Genomic DNA, 16,941 nt, shown 5'->3' on the forward strand with positions numbered 1-16,941 from the left:
AGCGTTGGCGGCCGAACAGGCCGCGACGCTCGGCCCACTGAATGGGTTGTTGTGAATTTCAGTCTATTCTTCCGCCTTCGAGAGCAGTTTTTCGATTAACGGCCTGGTGTCTATCGATCTCTTTATGTTATTGATAAATAACGTATTTTTATAGTTTTCAGGTCCGAATATCGTGCTACAAACATTTGCTTACAAAGCAGCAGCTCGCTAAAGACCGAGTCTGCTACTACAAGTGATAGGTTGAGCTGCCTGAATCGGCCATGAGATGCACAGCCTCGATTATGCGCATCCACCTCCCCTCCCTCCCTGCCTTCTTGGCTTATGTTGCCCTTTCCTGCCTGTTTGCGGCCGCATGGTTCACCCACCCTGCCCCTGTGCATTCTTCCTTTGCCCTGATGAACCCGGCGAGGGCTGTGGCTGAGCAAGTAGCCAAACCCATTTATACCAGCCGTTTTGCCTCGTCCGGGCTGGTGGACTTCGTGCATTCCTCGGCGGTAACCGCCTTGCCTGACGGCAGTCTGATGACCGTCTGGTTCGCCGGCACTCGCGAAGGCGCAGCCGATGTGCAGGTGCGCTCTGCCCGCTTCGACGCGCAAACCGGCGAATGGGGTGCGGAACAGGTATTGGCGACTCGGCAGTCGACCCAACTGGGTACTGGTAAATACATTCGAAAACTGGGTAACCCGGTCGTTGCGCTCGCACCGGACAACCGACTCTGGTTGTTCTACGTGTCCGTGTCCATGGGGGGCTGGGCCGGTAGTGCGGTCAATGTAATGGTCTCTGAAGACTATGGACGCCATTGGTCAGCGCCGCGCCAGTTGATCACCTCGCCCTTCTTGAATATCAGCACCCTGGTACGGTCAGCCCCGGTGTTTCATGCCGACGGCTCCATCGGCTTACCGGTCTACCACGAATTTCTGGGCAAGTTTTCCGAGTACCTGTACTTGAGCGCAGACGGTGAGGTGATCGATAAATTCCGCATCAGCCATGGCAATAACTCATTGCAACCCACTGTCGTTCCGCTGGATGGACAGCGCGGTATTGCCTTGCTGCGCTATGCCGGCAACACCCACCATCGAGTACTGGCAACCCGTACCGAAGACGCCGGGCAAACCTGGAGCGAGCCTTATCCGCTCGACCCCTCGAATCCCAATTCCTCGTTGGCGGCCATAGCGACGCCCGAGCATGGGTTGCTGGTGGCACTCAATGACTTGCAAGAGGGGCGCTTCAAACTGAGTCTTTATGGCACCGACGCAAAAATGGACGATTGGCGCTCGCTACGGGACCTCGACAAATCGCCTGATCCAGAGGGCGATACGTTTTCTCCCGAGGCCTACAAGGAAATCATCGGCAGAGAGTTTCGCGGATCCAGTGGCGCACTTCGCCAACCGCTGGAAGCGCAGTTCCTGGACAACCTGGACAGCCGGGTCTGCAAGGAACAAGCCTGCAGTTTCGAATATGAATACCCGTACTTCATCCGCAGTCCCGACGGTATGTATCACCTGGTTTATTCCTGGAACAACACCTTCATCAAGCACGTCACCTTCAACGATGCATGGCTGTCGGAGCGTGCCAAATGATCAACCTTTGGCAAGCGCATCTCAGTTTCACACTGATCATCTTTCTGTTGCTGCCTTCTTTCGGCTTAAAAAGGGCCGCGCAGATCGTGCTGCTGGTTGCATTGCTGGCCGCCAGCTTTATACCGCTGGATGGCTTGTCATTGGCGGCTTACCTGCGCAGCCACATTGATGACCTTGCGATGACGACCTTGGTGTTCATGGTGTGGGGCTGTTTGCGTCGACTGGGTTTCCTGCCGGCTGCGCAGCAGGATAAAACCCGCGTATTGATTATCTTCGCAGCGATGGCGCTGGCGTTGTATCCGGCAACGCTGGGGTTGAGTCATCTGGACCCTTACCGGTTTGGCTTCAGCCCGCGCCCGATGCTGATCGTCTTCGCTCTGCTCACGGCAGGTCTGTTTTACCTGCGCAGCTACCTGGCCGTCGTGATGCTGGCCAGCGCGACCCTGGCCTTCATCGCCGGGGTAAAACCTTCGCATAACTATTGGGATTACCTGGTTGATCCGCTGCTGGGGCTGTATTGCTGCGCGGCAATGCTGATGCTTGCGGCGCGCTGGACGTTCGGTTGGCTGAACACAAGGCGTGGCGCAGTGAAAGACTCCGGATCCATTTGAGACTCAACGACATTTTTAACAGGGGTACAGGGATGGGTTGGCTGCAATCGAGACGTTTGCATTATTGGCTAGGCGCAACAGCGATTGTGTTTGTGCTGTTTGCATTGCTGCGGGTGGTGTTCTTTTTCGGCTTCTCCGGTTTCGACGCCCGAGCATTGAGCGACGACCCTGCCGTCCTGGAAACCCTGGGCATCGGCTTTCGTTTCGATCTGCGCCTGGCCATCCTGGTGATGTTGCCACTGGCGTTGCTGGCCTGGATTCCTCGTTGGAATCTTGTCAGCAGCCGCCTGCTTCGCCGATTGGCACGGGTGTATCTGTCAGTCGCCCTGGGCGCCCTGCTGCTGATCTATATCGTCGATTTTGGCCATTACGCCTATCTGGGCGTACGGATCAACGCCACGGTGCTGCGCTTCATAGACGACGCGCAAATATCCCGTGACATGGTTTGGCAAACCTACCCGGTTATCTGGATTTCGCTTGGGTGGCTGGCAACAGTCGCCCTGGTGACGCTGGCCCTGGTGCGCCTGGAGCGCGTAACGCTGGACCGCCCCCGTAAAGCCATTCACCCGCTCTCCGTTACATGGGGTAGCGCGTTGATGGTCGTGTTGGTGCTGTTGGGTATTTTGGGCCGTGTCGAGAACATGAACCTGGAAAACCCTGTCCCGTTGCGTTGGAGCGATGCGTTTTTCTCCGGCAATAACCAGGTCGCTGCGCTGGGCTTGAACCCGGTGATTTTCCTCTACGACACGGTCAAGGTCGGCCAATCGCGCTACGACGAAGCGCAGGTGCGTGAACACTACGCCGTGATTGCCAAGTACCTGGGCGTGGATCAGCCCGATCCGCAAACCCTGAATTTCGTCCGTCACCAGGCGCCACAACCCTACAAAGTATCGAGCACACGGGCGCCGAACGTGATGTTTGTCATGCTCGAGTCGCTGGGTACCAGTGCCGTCGGCGCCTACGGCAACCCGATCAATCCGACACCCAACCTCGATCGCCTGGCCACGCAGAGCTGGTTCTTCGAGCACTTCTATGTTCCGGTCACCGGGACCGCAAAAACCGTTTGGGCCAGCATTAGCGGGGTTCCAGACGTCACTCGACAGGAAACCGCGACGCGTAATCCGCTGATCACCAAGCAGCACACATTGATCAATGCCTTCACCGGTTACGAGAAGATCTACACCATTGGCGGCAACTCCGGTTGGGCCAACATGAATGCCTTGATCCGGCAAAGTATCGACGGGGTTCGTTTGTTCGAAGAGCGGGACTGGAAATCCCCGGTGGTGGATGTCTGGGGGATTTCAGATCTGGATCTGTTCAAGGAAACCGACAAGATCCTGCAAGCGCTGCCCAAGGACAAACCGTTCTTTGCCTATGTGCAGACGGCCGGTAACCATCGTCCCTTCACGATTCCCAAGAGCAATGACGGATTCGAGGTCAAGCACCCTACCCTGGCCGAAGTTCAGGCTGCGGGATCGCGCAGTGTCGAGCAGTACAACGCCGTGCGCCTGTTGGACTTCAACATCGGACGCTTGATGGAAATTGCCAAAGCGGGTGGTTACTACGACAACACCATTTTCGTGCTGTTTGGCGACCACAACACCCGTATCGCCCAGATCCCTTTCCTGGCACCGGCGTATGAGCAACTGGGTCTGGAAAGTAACGCGGTGCCCATGATCATCCATGCACCGGGTCTACTCGGCACGCGGACCGTCAAGGAAGCTGTCGGCCTGGTGGACTTGCTGCCAACCGTGGCGGGCATGGCCGGCCTTGAGTTTCGCAATAGCGGCCTGGGGCGTGACATCCAGCAGCCTGCGCCCGAGGGTGAACGCGTAGTGCCGTTGGTGTTGCGTGAAGGCACGTTCCCGTTGATTGCGGGCGTCACTCAACACTACATGGTGCAGATGGAGCACGACGGCAGCTCGCCGACGCTGCACGACCTGGCCTCCGCGACGCCGCTGGACAACGTAGCCGGGCAAAACCCTGAAGAGTTCAAGCGCCTGGTGCAACTGACCCGCGGCATGCATGAAACGTCCAGGTTGATGTTGTACCAGAACGTGCGCAAGTAACCGGGATCGGGGTCGGCTACCGCGCCGCCCCCGATAGCGTGCCCGCATTATTGTCTAATCGCGATCCTCATCCTGCCCTTCCCTCCATTCCTCGGGATGGACCTTGAGATAGCTGCTGACAGCGACGCCTAAAGTCGGAAAAAACGCAGCTTCGCCAAACCGCTCGAATAGTCCGAAGCGCTTCAACTTGTCTTTGACAGGGTCCTTCATCTCGGCCACGCACAACGTGATGCCAGCCTCGTTCAAGGTTTGGTCCAGTTCAGCCAGCATGTCGGCGGAAGTCACGTCCACGCTGGTGACCGGTTCGGCTGCTACCACCAGCCAACGAACCGGCGTGGGTGATGTCGCCACGGCGTCCAGAACTCGGTCATGGAACAGTTCTGCGTTGGCAAAAAACAACGGCGCATCCCAGCGAAACAGCACCAGGCCGGGAATAAGGCGCGCATCCGGATAACGCGTGATGTCGTGATAGCCCTGGACGCCTTTGGCGCGACCCAACACCGCAGAATACGGCCGCCAGCCATCCCATAGAAACTCGATCACCGCGACAACGATGGCCAGGCCAATGCCCTCGATGGCGCCGAATACGGCCACACCGACCGTACAAACGATCGATAACCAGAATTCCCAGCGCTGGATACGATAGATCCGTCGCAGATCGGCGACCTCGATCAGGCCGATAGCCGAAGCGATGACCACCGCCGCCAGTGCGCTGGTGGGCAGGTTTTTCAGCAAATCCGGGGCATACACCAGCAATAAGGCAACAGACAGCGCTCCAACCACGCCGGCAAGTTGGGTTTGGGCCCCCGCCGCCTCGGCCACAGGCGTGCGTGACGAACTGCTGCTGATTGGAAACCCCTGGAACAAACCGCCGGCAAGGTTGGCCACGCCGAGCCCTACCATCTCCTGGTTTGGGTCGACATAGGTCTTGGTCCGCGCCGCATAAACGCGCGAGAGCACACTGGTGTCGGCGAACGAGACAAGCGCAACGGCGCAACCTCCGATCACTACAGGAACGATATCGGCACGGCTGATCCAAGGGATGGCAAACGCCGGCAAGCCTTGGGGCAGCAAACCGAGGACCGCGACATTGTGGGTTGTAAGGTCAAGCACGCCAACGGCGACGGTGGCGCCTGCCACGGCGATCAGAATCCCCGGCACGCGTTTTTTGTCCTTGAGCAACAAGATGACCGCCACGGTGGCTGCACCGATCATGAAGGTGGTCCAGTTGGTTTTTCCATCCATCACCGAGGTGGCAATGGCCCACAGGTTGCGCAGCGGTCCGTCGGATTCAATCGAAAAGCCGAAAAACTTGGGTAGCTGACTGATCAATACCGTCAGTGCGATGCCGTTCATGTAGCCATAGCGGATCGGTTTGGATAGCAGCTCGGTGACAAAACCCAGCCGCGCGACACCCGCCAGGATGCACACCACCCCCGAGACGATCGCCATCATGCCGGCAAGGGCGATCGCGCGATGCGGGTCACCGCCGGACAGCGGCAAAACGACGGCGAGAATGATGGCTGCCAATGAGGAATCCGGCCCCAGCACCAGGATTCGGCTGGGGCCGAACAACGCATAAGCGAGCAATGGAACGATGGTCGCGTAAAGGCCATAAATGCCGGGCACCCCCGACGCCACCGCGTAGGCGATGCCGACGGGAACCAGCATGGTGGTGAGCACGAGTCCGGCCACAATGTCGCGCCGCAACCATGCCATCTTGTAGCGGCTCAACGTCCGCAACCCCGGCAGCCAACGGCTCAAGCCGGTTTGATCGCCAGTATGCCTGTGCGTAATCCGGCCCGGTTCGGGAGCGGGTGGCGGAGCATCCGAATCGCTCATGGGACTTTAGCCCTCAGGGATAACAAACAGCGTGCGGTAGATTCATTCTGGGTCAAGTCTGCGATCTTGCTCAGTAGTGAGTGAAAAATTCAACGATGGACCAGGCAACCTGCACACTCATCGTCGATCGCACCGACGCCAATAGCGTGCCTCCCAGTGTCGCAAATTCATAAATTCTCGCCGATCACACGATGTTTTTTCTCCTGGGTCTCAGCCAATGATGCCAATGTGCCTTTATTGCACCTTACGCTGACCTCTTGATCGCCATCTATTAGCTGACTCAGGAATTACGGACTATGGGAAGCTGGAAAATCAGGACTCATCTGCTTGTGCTTACCAGCACTTTGCTCCTGGGTTTGTTGTGTGTCGGCGGGCTTGGACTCTTGGGAATGCAATCTGCGGTACGCAGCCTAGAGACCGTGTACCTCGATCGGGTCGTGCCGCTGCGGGACTTGAAAAAAATCGCCGACCTGTACGCCGTGGATATCGTCGATGCCACCCACAAGGCACGCAATGGCAACTTCACCAACGCTGAATCTTTGACCCGGATAGAGCAAGCGCAGAGGGAAATCGATCAGACGTGGCGCGCGTACAAATCAACAGAACTGATCCCTGCAGAAACCCGTTTGATCGCGCAAATCGACCCGCTGATGGAAGCGACCCACGGTCCATTGCAAAACTTGCAGGGCCTGCTGCGCCAGAACGACGCCGCCGGTCTCGCGCGTTTCGCGACAGATCAGCTGTATCCACTGATCGATCCCTTGTCAGCCAAGTTTTCCGAGTTGATCGAAGTTCAACTGGTGGAGGCCAAAAACCAGTTCGAACAGAACCAGAGCGCCTATACCTCCAGTCTCCAGCTCAGCCTGTTGATTCTGGCATTGGCCCTGATCGCGGGCGTGGCCTACACGGTCTTGTTCTCCCGCCTGTTGAGCCGCCAGCTTGGTGCCGAACCGGCAGAACTGGCGGCCATCAGTTCGAACATCGCCCAAGGGAAACTCGCTGCTACACAGCTTGATCAGCAACAGTCGACGGGGGTGCTGCACTCCGTCCAGGCGATGCGCCACAGCCTGAGCGAGATGATCGGCAAGATCAGCCAGGCCTCCGGGCAGATCGAAGGGGCCACGCTGCAATTGTCTGCGTCCTCTGAACAAGGATTGAGCAGCGCCGCACTGCAAAGCGAGACAGCCTCCTCCATGGCGGCCACGGTAGAAGAGCTTTCCGTCAGCATCACTCACATCGCCGACAATGCTCGACAGGCTCAGAGCACCGCACAGAAAGCAGGCGAAATCACCAGCGAAGGCATGGAGGTCATGCAGGCCTCGATCCAGGAAATGGGCCAGATTGCCGATCTGGTGACACAAAGCTCATCGGACATCGATCAACTGGCGATTCAGTCCAACGACATCAGCCTGATTGTCGGTGTGATTCGCGGCATCGCCGAACAGACCAATCTCCTCGCTCTCAATGCCGCCATTGAAGCGGCACGCGCGGGCGAACAAGGTCGCGGCTTCGCCGTGGTCGCCGATGAAGTGCGCAGCCTGGCCGCCCGCACAGCCCAATCCACCACGGAAATCGTTGCCTTGGTCAATGCCATACAAAGCGGAATGGTCAAAGCCAAAGACAGCATGGCCGCCGGCTGTGAGCGCGTGACTCATGGTCAGAAACTGGTCGAAAGCGCGGGCCTTTCCATGGGCAGGATCAAGGGTGTACTGGACGAATCCCTTGCGGCCGTCAGTTTCATTTCGGTGTCGCTCCAGGAGCAACGCGCCGCCAGTGAACAGGTCGCCTGCAACGTCGAGAAAGTAGCGCAAAGTGTGGAAGAGAACGCCACCGCCCAAGGCGGGATCGTGCGCACAACCCAGGAACTCAAGGCAATGTCCGACGGACTGGGCGTCATGCTGCAGCGGTTCAGCTTCTAAAAGGCCTGGCCCCCGTCAAACCAGTCAACGGCAGTTTGAAGGTTATGACGGGGGCGCACCCGGTTACCGAAGATAGTCTAGGATTTAAATGGCGAGCTTTCGTCACTCACACCCTGCCGCTGTTTGTCTGGCCCACTCAAAGGGAGACGCCAACGTGAGTACCTTGAAACTTCACCCCGCCCTGGACAATGGTATCCAACCCGCCGACGCGAATTTCACCGGTGGCACCCTGCAATGCCTGTGTGCGACCGACAAAGTCGAGGTCCGGATCGACGCGCAAACCCTGCATAACCACGCGTGCGGCTGCAGCAAATGCTGGAAACCGCAAAACGCGATATTCGCCGTCATTGCCGTGGTGCCTCGGGACAAGGTCAGCGTCACTGCCCACGGCGAAAAACTGGCCATTGTCGACGAAAAAGCCACCATCCAGCGCCATGCCTGCAAGCAGTGCCACGCCCATCTCTTTGGGCGCATCGAGAACAAGGACCATCCGTTTTATGGCCTGGACTTCGTCCACACCGAGCTCTCTCCCCAACGAGGCTGGGCTGCACCAGGCTTCGCAGCGTTCGTGTCCTCCATCATCGAAACCGGCACACCGCCAGCGCAAATGAAAGCCATCCGTGAGCGCCTGCGCTCTATCGGCCTGGAGCCCTATGACTGCCTGTCACCGGATTTGATGGACGCAATGGCGACTCATGTCGCCAAACAGAAAGGCCTGCTGCCTGCCGCCTGATTGATCGGCCGCCGCGGTTTGTTTGCCGGACCGCGGCCCCGGTTGGCAATGTCAGTCCCCGCGCAGAATCAGCGCATGCGCACCGTCCCACTCGGCGAAGATTTTTTGCCCGCAGTGCCCCCCAAGCCGCTTGTACTCGGCATGCAGTTTCTGCACCTGCAACTCAAGCCCGCCGCTGGCTTCGAGGTAAATGTTGACCATCGAACCGATGAACTCTTCACCGACGACGGTGCAGTTCAACCGGTTGCGTCGCACAGGTTGCTCGGTCAGGTCGATATGCTCGGCGCTTATGCAGAACGTCACTCGTTCGGCAGGTGCAACCGTTTTACCGTCCGGCAGTCGCGCCAGGAATCCGCCGTGCTCCGAATCGAGGCGAACCAGCCCGCCGTTTTCGACACCGACGACCGTGCCGCACAGGATGTTCTTGCCGCCCACGAACTCGGCGACAAAACGGTTGTGAGGCTCAAGGAAAACCTCTTGTGGCGAGCCGATCTGTTCGACCCGGCCCCGACTCATGATCACCACGCGGTCGGCCATGGCGAAGGCTTCGGATTGACTGTGGGTGACGTAGACAAAGGTGATCCCCAGGTCTTTTTGCAGCCCGGTCAGCACACCTTGCATACGCACGCTCAGATGAGCATCGAGCGCGCTCAGTGGCTCGTCGAGCAGCAGGATCGGCGGTTCGGTGACCAACGAACGCGCCAGCGCCACCCGTTGCCGCTGGCCGCCGGAAAGCAGGCTGATATCGCGGGTGGCGAACTCCTCCAAACCAAGCCGCTCAAGCCACACCAACGCCTTTTTGCGTCGTTCGGCCTTGGCCATCCCTTTCATGCGCAGGCCGAACTCGACGTTCTCAAGCACGTTGAGAAACGGGAACAGAGCGAGGTTTTGCCAGACCAGCGGCGTTTCCCGCTCCCAGGAGTAGAGATCATTGATGCGCTCACCGTTAAGACGGATTTCACCTTCACTGGGTTTATCCAGCCCGGCGAGCATGCGCAGCGTGGTGGTCTTGCCGCAGCCGCTCGACCCCATGATCGCGACAAACTCGCCTTTGTAGATTTCCAGGTTCATACGCTCGACAGCCTGGTAGCTGCCGAAATGCTTGACCACGTTGTCGAATACCACCAGCGGTTGAGTCATGGCTGAATCCTTCGTGTCCGGATGATTGTCAGGGTTGGTATCAGGCATTCGCGGGTTTACGCCGCCGCATCAGCAGCAGTTGCGCGAGGATTACCAGGGTCATGGTCGTGATAAAGACGATCGTGCCGATTGCGTTGATGGTCGGGCTCACCTGGCCTTGCAAGGTGTTGAGGATGCGCACGGGGACGGTCTCGTTGAGCCCCGAGACGAACCAGGCGACCGCAAACTCATCGAAGGAAACGGCCATGGTCACGAACAGCGCGGCGACAATGCTCGGTGCCGTGAAGGGCAGGATCACGTAACGCATGGCTTTCCATTGATGGGCGCCCAGGTTCCAGGCCGCAGCCTCAATGTTCGGGTCCATCTGCGCCAGGCGCATCCGAATGACCGCCATGGCAAACGGTGCGCACATCACGATATGGCTGATCATCACCGCGTAAATCTCGCCGGAGAGCCCGACCCGCGACAGAAAAGCCAACATCGCCAGCCCGAGGATCACCACCGGGATGGTCGGCGGCAACAGCGCGAGCGCCATGTAGATCGACTTGCCGAAAAACTGGTAGCGAAAGTCGGTGTAAGCCGCGGTAAACCCGAGCAGGGTTGAGACCAGCGACACGACCACGCCTACCGTGAGGCTGTTGCGGAAGGCCTGCCAAACCGCCGGGTCGGCCGCAATCGTCTCGTACCAGTGCAGGCTGAAGCCGCCCAGTGGCAAGGAAGGAAAGCGGTCGATGTTGAACGAGAACACAAAGCTGCCAGCAATGGGCATGAAGATGAAGAGGAACACCAACACGACAAAGCTGCGCAGCAGGAAATTGATCAGCCGATGCTCGTTCATGCGCGTCTCCGGTAAGCAAAGCGAACCGCGCCAAACGCCGTGATCAGCAACGTGACAATCATCATCGTTGCAATCACCGCAGCGCGTGGCCATTGCTGGCCGGACTTGGTGGTGTCAGTGATGAGCGTGCTCAAGGTTGGCGGCTGGCCACCGCCCAGATACAGCGGGCTGACAAAGTCGCCGAACGTCAGGATGAAGCAGAACAGCGCGGCGACGACGATGCCGATCCGCGCCGACGGCACCACCACCAGAAGCATCGTGCGCCATCGTCCACAGCCAAGGTTGTGTGCGGCCTCGATCAACGAGCGATCGATGTACATCAGGCTGAACAGTTGCAGCAACACCACCAATGGCAGGCACAACGTGAAGTAGCCGACGTAGGTGCCGAACGTCGTGTTCAGCATCGCAAACGGTTCCATCCCGACCAGGCCCAGCGCGGCATTGAAGATGCCGTTATCGCTGAGGAACACCTGCCAGGAATAGGTGCGCACCAGGTAGCTGGTGAAAAACGGCGTCACCAGCAACAACACCAACAACTGCTTGGCCGACTCGCGGAACTTGAAGGCGATGGTGTAAGCACAGGGAAAGGCCACCAGACTGACCAGTACCGTGGCGCCAGCCGCCATTGCGAGGGTATGGACGTAGGCATCCCAGAAAAAGCCGCGGCTGAGCATGTAGCTCCAGTTTTGCCACTCGAACGTCGGCACCATCCGGAAGTTGCGTACCAGCCAAAAACTGATGGCCACCAGAAACGCCAGCGGCAATACGAAAAAAACCAATTGCCAGATCAGGATCGGCATCGAGAAACAGAGGCCGAACCAGGGCAGGCGCCCTCTCCTCCTGATGCCACGCTGCACTCCGGCCCCGGCGTTTTCAGCGAGCACCGACGGCGAAGTCTTCAATTTGTCAGAAATCATAGCGACCCTCTCCGCGCGTCTCGTCAGGCACCTTTGTATTGCGACCAGAAGTCGTTCCACTCATCCAGGCTCTGCCGGACCGGGAGTTCGCGGTACTTGATGCGACCATCGCGGATGTCGTCCATGACGTTGCGCTGACCGAGCACCATGCCCTGGCGCTTCGCTTCGGCGGGATCGGTCCGGTTCAGCAGTTCCCAACCCTTCTTGCTCGGGATGAGCGCCGGATACGCGGCCATCTTCGCCGACTTGACCTGGCCTTGCGGCGAGGTGATGTATTGGATGAACTTCTTCGCCAGTTCCGGGCTGTGTGCTTTCCTGGCGATGCAGTAAGACTCCGTCCACTGCAACCCGCCCTCCTTCGGCAGCACGGTTTTCACTGGGGCGCCGGCGCGTTGCAAGACACCGGTGATCCAGTCGCCGATGCCGCACATGGCATGGACCTGGCCGTTCTTCAGCGAAGAAAAGGTTCCGCCGTAATCGAAGAAGCCGCCGATCTGCGGGCGCAGGCTCATCAGCTTCTGCTGGACTGATTGCCAGTGCACAGCATCGATGTCGTAGGGCCGCGCATTGCCGTTCATCAAACTTATCTGCCCAAGATTCGGCAGGTGCCAGTCAAAGTGCCCGACCTTGCCCTTGAGGCTCTCGTCCCAGAACACGTCATAGCTGTTCACCTTGGCTTCGCGAACGAGTTGGGTGTTGTAGGCGATGCCGAGGAAGCCGAAGCGGATCAGCACCGAGTAGAGCTTGTCCCCTTGCCAGTGCCCCGGGAAATGCTGGAACTCCGGGTAGAAGTCATCGAAGGGGTAATCCGCAGGGTCGAGTTGCTCGATGTATTCGGCGGCATTGAGTTGCTGGACATATTCAGCGTCGGACAGGATCAGGTCGAAGGTGCCGGGCGGAGATTGCGAGATCAGCCCCAGCATGTTGTCCCCGCCAGTGTAGTACTTGGCCCGGACCTTGACCCCGTACTGACGCTCGAAATCAGCGACGATGTCCGGCTCGGCGTGTCCGGCCCATGCGAGGATGACCAGTTCTTTTTCCGCAGCGGCAAAGCTTCTCAAGGGCAGCAGACCGGACAGCGCTGCGGTGCCTGCCAGGATGCTGGTGGTCTTGAGGAATGTACGGCGTGAAAGGTCGGTGCGATTTTTCATTATTGTCTCGCCTGGGTGATGGAAAGTGTCTTGTCTCCTGCCGGCTTTCGCTGCCAACCACACGCATCATTCGCTGGCTGGTTGCATTGCAGCAGTTAGCCATCAGCGGTTTTTGTGCGCGCCCGACCTGGACTTTGTCAGATCCGACTTATTGCGCCGCTTACCCAAAAGCGGCACTCACTTACCTGATTCGCCAGTCAGAAACGCCATTTCAGATGGTGTTTTGTCATTTACGGGTCGGATTTAGACAAGTAGCCCCCCTCCTCATCTGATCGAATTGCCCTATGGACGCCTTTCGGTTCCAGCCCTCCAAAGGGTTAGTCAAACCGTGGGCAAACGCCTCCAGTCACCGGCCTCAAACCAGCAAGCGGTCAATTACTTTCCAAGGGTGTGCAGATGAACAACAGCGTCGTAATTGGAGAACTCACCTGGCCGGAGTACGCAGAGAAGGTCGCTACCGGCTGCCCCGTCTTCCTGCCAGTGGGCGCACTGGAGCAGCATGGCCATCACATGTGCATGGAGGTCGACGTCCTGTTGCCTTCCGCGATCTGCAAGGCGGTGGCGCAAAAGGTCAGTGGCCTGGTGTTGCCTGCCCTGGCCTATGGTTACAAATCCCAGCAGAAATCCGGCGGCGGCAATCACTTTCCAGGGACCACCAGCCTCGACGGCGCCACGCTGACCAGCACCGTGCAGGACATCATCCGCGAGCTTGCGCGCCATGGCGCACGCAAACTGGTGTTGATGAACGGCCACTTTGAAAACTCGATGTTCATTGTCGAGGGCATCGACCTCGCCCTTCGGGAACTTCGCTATGGTGGCATCACGGACTTCAAGGTGGTCGTGCTGTCCTACTGGGACTTCGTCAACGACCCCGCAGTCATCGCAAAGCTGTACCCCGACGGCTTCCTCGGCTGGGATATCGAACATGGCGGCGTTTTCGAAACGTCGCTAATGCTGGCCCTGCACCCGGACAAGGTCGATCTGAGCCGTGCGGTCGACCACCCTCCCGCGAAATTCCCGCCTTACGACGTGTTCCCCATCATCCCGGAGCGCACGCCGGCCTGCGGAACACTGTCTTCGCCTAAAGGCTCCAGTCGCGAAAAAGGCGAGCTGATTCTCGAAGTGTGTATCACCGGTATCAGTGCCGCAGTGCGCGAGGCTTTTGAGCTGGACACATAACAAACACATGGACGTGCCGAAACACGCACTCACGGTTAACGCTTCACCCTCCCCAAATAGAATAAAAAGGGTAAGTCTCATGTCCAGCAACTCAACCTTGGCCCCAGGCCTCAAGCAGCGTCACGTCACGATGTTGTCCATTGCCGGTGCCATTGGCGCCGGCCTGTTCATCGGTTCGGGACACGCCATCGCGTCGGCGGGCCCCGCCGCCATCCTCGCCTATATTTTTTCCGGCACCCTGGTGGTGCTGGTGATGCGCATGCTGGGAGAGATGGCCGTCGCGTCGCCTGATACCGGTTCATTCTCGACCTACGCCGAGCGGGCGATGGGACGCAGCGCCGGCTTCACCATCGGCTGGCTGTATTGGTGGTTCTGGGTACTGGTGATTCCGATTGAGGCCATCGCCGCTGCGGCCATCCTCCATGCCTGGTTCCCCTCGATCCAGACCTGGGAATTCGCGATCGCGGTCACCGGCCTGCTGACATTGACCAACCTGTTCAGTGTCGCCCGGTACGGCGAGTTCGAATTCTGGTTCGCCATGCTCAAAGTCATCGCGGTGTTGGGGTTTATCGCGCTGGGCGCCCTTGCCCTGGCGGGTGGATTGCCGGATACGACGGTGAGCGGGGTTGTTCAACTGAGCCATGAATTCGGTGGCTTCATGCCCAATGGCATGACCGCCGTGATCGGTGCAATGCTCACCACCGTGTTCAGCTTCATGGGCACGGAAATCGTCACCATTGCCGCAGCCGAATCGAAAAACCCCTCGAAACAGATCACCCGTGCGACCAACTCCGTGGTCTGGCGAATGGGGATTTTCTACATCGTCTCGGTGTTCCTCATCATCTCCATCGTGCCCTGGAACGACCCGATGCTCGTGCAGGTCGGCTCTTATCAGCGAGCGCTTGAGTTGATGAACATTCCCCACGCGAAAATGATCGTCGACATCGTCGTACTGATTGCTGTCGCCAGCTGCCTCAACTCGGCCATTTATACGGCGTCACGCATGGTCTTCTCCCTGAGCAAACGCGGGGATGGGCCTCGGGTCCTGCAGAAAACCTCGTCTTCAGGGGTGCCCTATATTGCGGTCCTGGCCAGCACGGCGGTCGGTTTCCTGACCACCGCACTGAATTACTTTGCGCCCAACGAAGTGTTCTCCTTCCTGCTGGCCAGCTCCGGGGCCGTTGCGTTGCTGGTCTACCTGGCCATTGCGGTTTCGCAACTGGTGCTTCGCAAAAAGATGAATGCATCGGGGCAGCCGATCGCTTTCAAAATGTGGTTTTACCCGTGGCTTAGCTACCTGGTGATCTTCTGCATCCTGAGCATCCTGACGGTCATGCTGATATTGCCGGAACACCGCATGGAAGTGATCGCCACGGGGGCACTGACACTGTCCATCGTCTGCATGGGTGCAATCTTCAACGCCAGGAAGAAAACCGTACAAGCCGTTGACATGGCTCAAACCGAAAACGCTTAACACCACGATCCCAATTGTAGGAGCCGGCTTGCCGGCGATGGCGGTGTCATATGCAACATTGATGTCTGCTGATACACCGCTATCGCCGGCAAGCCGGCTCCTACAGGTTTCCGATCACCTCTTTCCGGCCGCTCGCCACCACGGAGCCGGCCGGTTTTTTTTGCAGATCACTCATGCCTTGCTTCCATGCTTTAAACGCCCCCTCTCAAGCCGATCCATACTCATGCCATCTTGCGTGCATACACCTGTCGTGACGGCCTGTTGAAAGATCACTCGGTGTAAAATCCACAAACCTGTTTTCAGGGTTCACAATCACAAAAACAAGATGACGTTGCCCCTGCCGGCAGCTTGCCGCAGAGCGCGTCACTGATGCAGTTGAGGAGCGGTAACAATGGCGAAACTCCAGGTGGCGAACCCCGCCGCAGGACGCTCGGCGAATGAACAACGACCGGTGAAAACCGTGGGTTTCCTGGTCATCCCCAACTTCACCACCATCGGCTTCGCCTCTGCCGTGGAAACCTTGCGCATGGCCAACCTGGCCGCGCGCAAACAGATGTTTCGCACGGTGATCATCGCCGCCAGCCTGGACCCGGTCACGGCCAGCAACGGCATGCGCATCCTGCCCGACCACAGCATCACCGATGCACCAAAGCTGGACATGCTGTTCGTGGTGGGATCAAACCCGATCGTCTCCAATCACAGCAGCCGACCCCTGCTCAACTGGCTGCGCAAGCTGGCGCATGATCAGGTGCCACTGGGCGGGATTTGCACCGGCAGCCATTTGCTGGCGCGTGCCGATCTGCTCAAGGGCTATCGCTGCACGATTCACTGGGAAGACATCGAAGCGCTGAAGGAGCGTTTCCCGGGGATCATCATTTCCAACCAGCTGTTCGAGCTGGACCGGGATCGCTACACCTGCTCCGGTGGTGTGGCCTCGATGGACATGACCCTGCAATTGATCGCCCGCGAGCCCGGTGGCCGGGACATCGCCGCCCATACGGCCGAGCTGCTCTTGTGTGACCGGATCCGGGGGGCGCAGGAACAACAGCGTGTGCCCTTGCGGCAGAAGCTCGGCACCTCGCAACCCAAGCTCAGCCAGATGGTGGCGATCATGGAAGCCAATCTTGAGGAGCCGGTGAGTCTTGAGGAACTTGCGCGGTTGAACGAGGTGTCGGTGCGGCAACTGGAGCGCCTGTTTCACAAGCACCTGCAACGCACGCCGAGTCAGTACTACCTGGAATTGCGCCTGGCACGGGCGCGGCAACTGTTGTTGCGCAGTGAATCGCAGGTCCGTGATATCGCCCTCGCCTGCGGCTTTGTTTCGCCAGCGCATTTTTCCAAATGCTATAGCCGGTTTTTTGGTGTGTCGCCGATTGGTGAGCGCAAGCAGGTGGCGGCCTTGCATTGATGTCGGCCGGACGGGCCTCATCGCGAGCAGGCTCACTCCTACAGTTGACCGGGCACGGTTCAATGTAGGAGTGAGCCTGC

13 protein-coding genes are annotated in these 16,941 nt (G+C 58.7%); 8 read left to right on the forward strand and 5 right to left on the reverse strand.

The annotated features are described in order from the left end of the window. The first annotated feature begins 281 nt into the window (after nt 1–281). The 3 genes from KGB24_RS06485 to KGB24_RS06495 are packed head-to-tail and all read left to right on the forward strand — an operon-like array spanning nt 282 to nt 4,260. On the forward strand, nt 282–1,580 hold the full coding sequence (locus KGB24_RS06485) for a sialidase family protein (protein ID WP_223414331.1): 1,299 nt from the start codon (nt 282–284) through the stop codon (nt 1,578–1,580). Further along, complete coding sequence (locus KGB24_RS06490; protein WP_223414332.1) at nt 1,577–2,191, forward strand: hypothetical protein; 615 nt, start codon at nt 1,577–1,579, stop codon at nt 2,189–2,191. The genes KGB24_RS06485 and KGB24_RS06490 overlap by 4 nt, the downstream gene beginning before the upstream one ends. A gap of 32 nt (nt 2,192–2,223) precedes the next feature. Beyond that, a complete protein-coding gene (locus tag KGB24_RS06495) occupies nt 2,224–4,260 on the forward strand; it encodes an LTA synthase family protein (RefSeq protein ID WP_223414333.1) in 2,037 nt (678 codons plus the stop codon). A 54-nt stretch (nt 4,261–4,314) separates the two neighbouring features. Here the strand turns inward: KGB24_RS06495 and KGB24_RS06500 are convergent, their stop codons facing one another. Further along, nucleotides 4,315–6,102 carry a SulP family inorganic anion transporter gene (locus KGB24_RS06500; RefSeq protein WP_223414334.1) on the reverse strand — a complete coding sequence of 596 codons (1,788 nt, stop codon included), beginning with the start codon at nt 6,100–6,102 and terminating at the stop codon, nt 4,315–4,317. Between the two features lie 296 nt (nt 6,103–6,398). Here KGB24_RS06500 and KGB24_RS06505 point away from each other — a divergent pair, with 296 nt between their 5' ends. Continuing rightward, nucleotides 6,399–8,021 carry a methyl-accepting chemotaxis protein gene (locus KGB24_RS06505; RefSeq protein WP_223414335.1) on the forward strand — a complete coding sequence of 541 codons (1,623 nt, stop codon included), beginning with the start codon at nt 6,399–6,401 and terminating at the stop codon, nt 8,019–8,021. A gap of 154 nt (nt 8,022–8,175) precedes the next feature. Further along, entirely contained in the window at nt 8,176–8,754 is a 579-nt protein-coding gene (gene gfa / locus KGB24_RS06510) for an S-(hydroxymethyl)glutathione synthase (RefSeq protein ID WP_008026381.1), read from the forward strand. Nucleotides 8,755–8,805: 51 nt separating this feature from the next. On the opposite strand, the gene KGB24_RS06515 is transcribed toward gfa, so the two are convergent. Genes KGB24_RS06515 through KGB24_RS06530 form a run of 4 tightly spaced genes read right to left on the reverse strand, consistent with a single transcriptional unit; the run spans nt 8,806 to nt 12,800 of the window. Next, on the reverse strand, nt 8,806–9,894 hold the full coding sequence (locus tag KGB24_RS06515) for an ABC transporter ATP-binding protein (protein WP_223414336.1): 1,089 nt from the start codon (nt 9,892–9,894) through the stop codon (nt 8,806–8,808). Nucleotides 9,895–9,934: 40 nt separating this feature from the next. Next, a complete protein-coding gene (locus KGB24_RS06520) occupies nt 9,935–10,732 on the reverse strand; it encodes an ABC transporter permease (RefSeq protein ID WP_008026377.1) in 798 nt (265 codons plus the stop codon). Next, entirely contained in the window at nt 10,729–11,649 is a 921-nt protein-coding gene (locus KGB24_RS06525; RefSeq protein WP_223414338.1) for an ABC transporter permease, read from the reverse strand. Before KGB24_RS06525 ends, KGB24_RS06520 begins: the two co-directional genes overlap by 4 nt. Nucleotides 11,650–11,672: 23 nt before the next feature. Then, nucleotides 11,673–12,800 carry an extracellular solute-binding protein gene (locus KGB24_RS06530; protein WP_223414339.1) on the reverse strand — a complete coding sequence of 376 codons (1,128 nt, stop codon included), beginning with the start codon at nt 12,798–12,800 and terminating at the stop codon, nt 11,673–11,675. A 396-nt stretch (nt 12,801–13,196) separates the two neighbouring features. On the opposite strand from KGB24_RS06530, the gene KGB24_RS06535 reads away from it, so the two are divergent. The 3 genes from KGB24_RS06535 (at nt 13,197) to KGB24_RS06545 (ending at nt 16,861) form a co-directional block, all read left to right on the forward strand. After that, nucleotides 13,197–13,979 (forward strand): creatininase, encoded by a 783-nt coding sequence (locus tag KGB24_RS06535; RefSeq protein WP_008026372.1) that lies wholly within the window; start codon nt 13,197–13,199, stop codon nt 13,977–13,979. 79 nt (nt 13,980–14,058) lie between these two features. Next, complete coding sequence (gene gabP / locus KGB24_RS06540; protein ID WP_008026371.1) at nt 14,059–15,453, forward strand: GABA permease; 1,395 nt, start codon at nt 14,059–14,061, stop codon at nt 15,451–15,453. A 391-nt stretch (nt 15,454–15,844) separates the two neighbouring features. After that, complete coding sequence (locus tag KGB24_RS06545; protein WP_008026370.1) at nt 15,845–16,861, forward strand: GlxA family transcriptional regulator; 1,017 nt, start codon at nt 15,845–15,847, stop codon at nt 16,859–16,861. Nucleotides 16,862–16,941 lie beyond the last annotated feature (80 nt).

This window comes from Pseudomonas sp. BF-RE-25, assembly GCF_019956105.1.
Taxonomy (GTDB): domain Bacteria; phylum Pseudomonadota; class Gammaproteobacteria; order Pseudomonadales; family Pseudomonadaceae; genus Aquipseudomonas; species Aquipseudomonas migulae.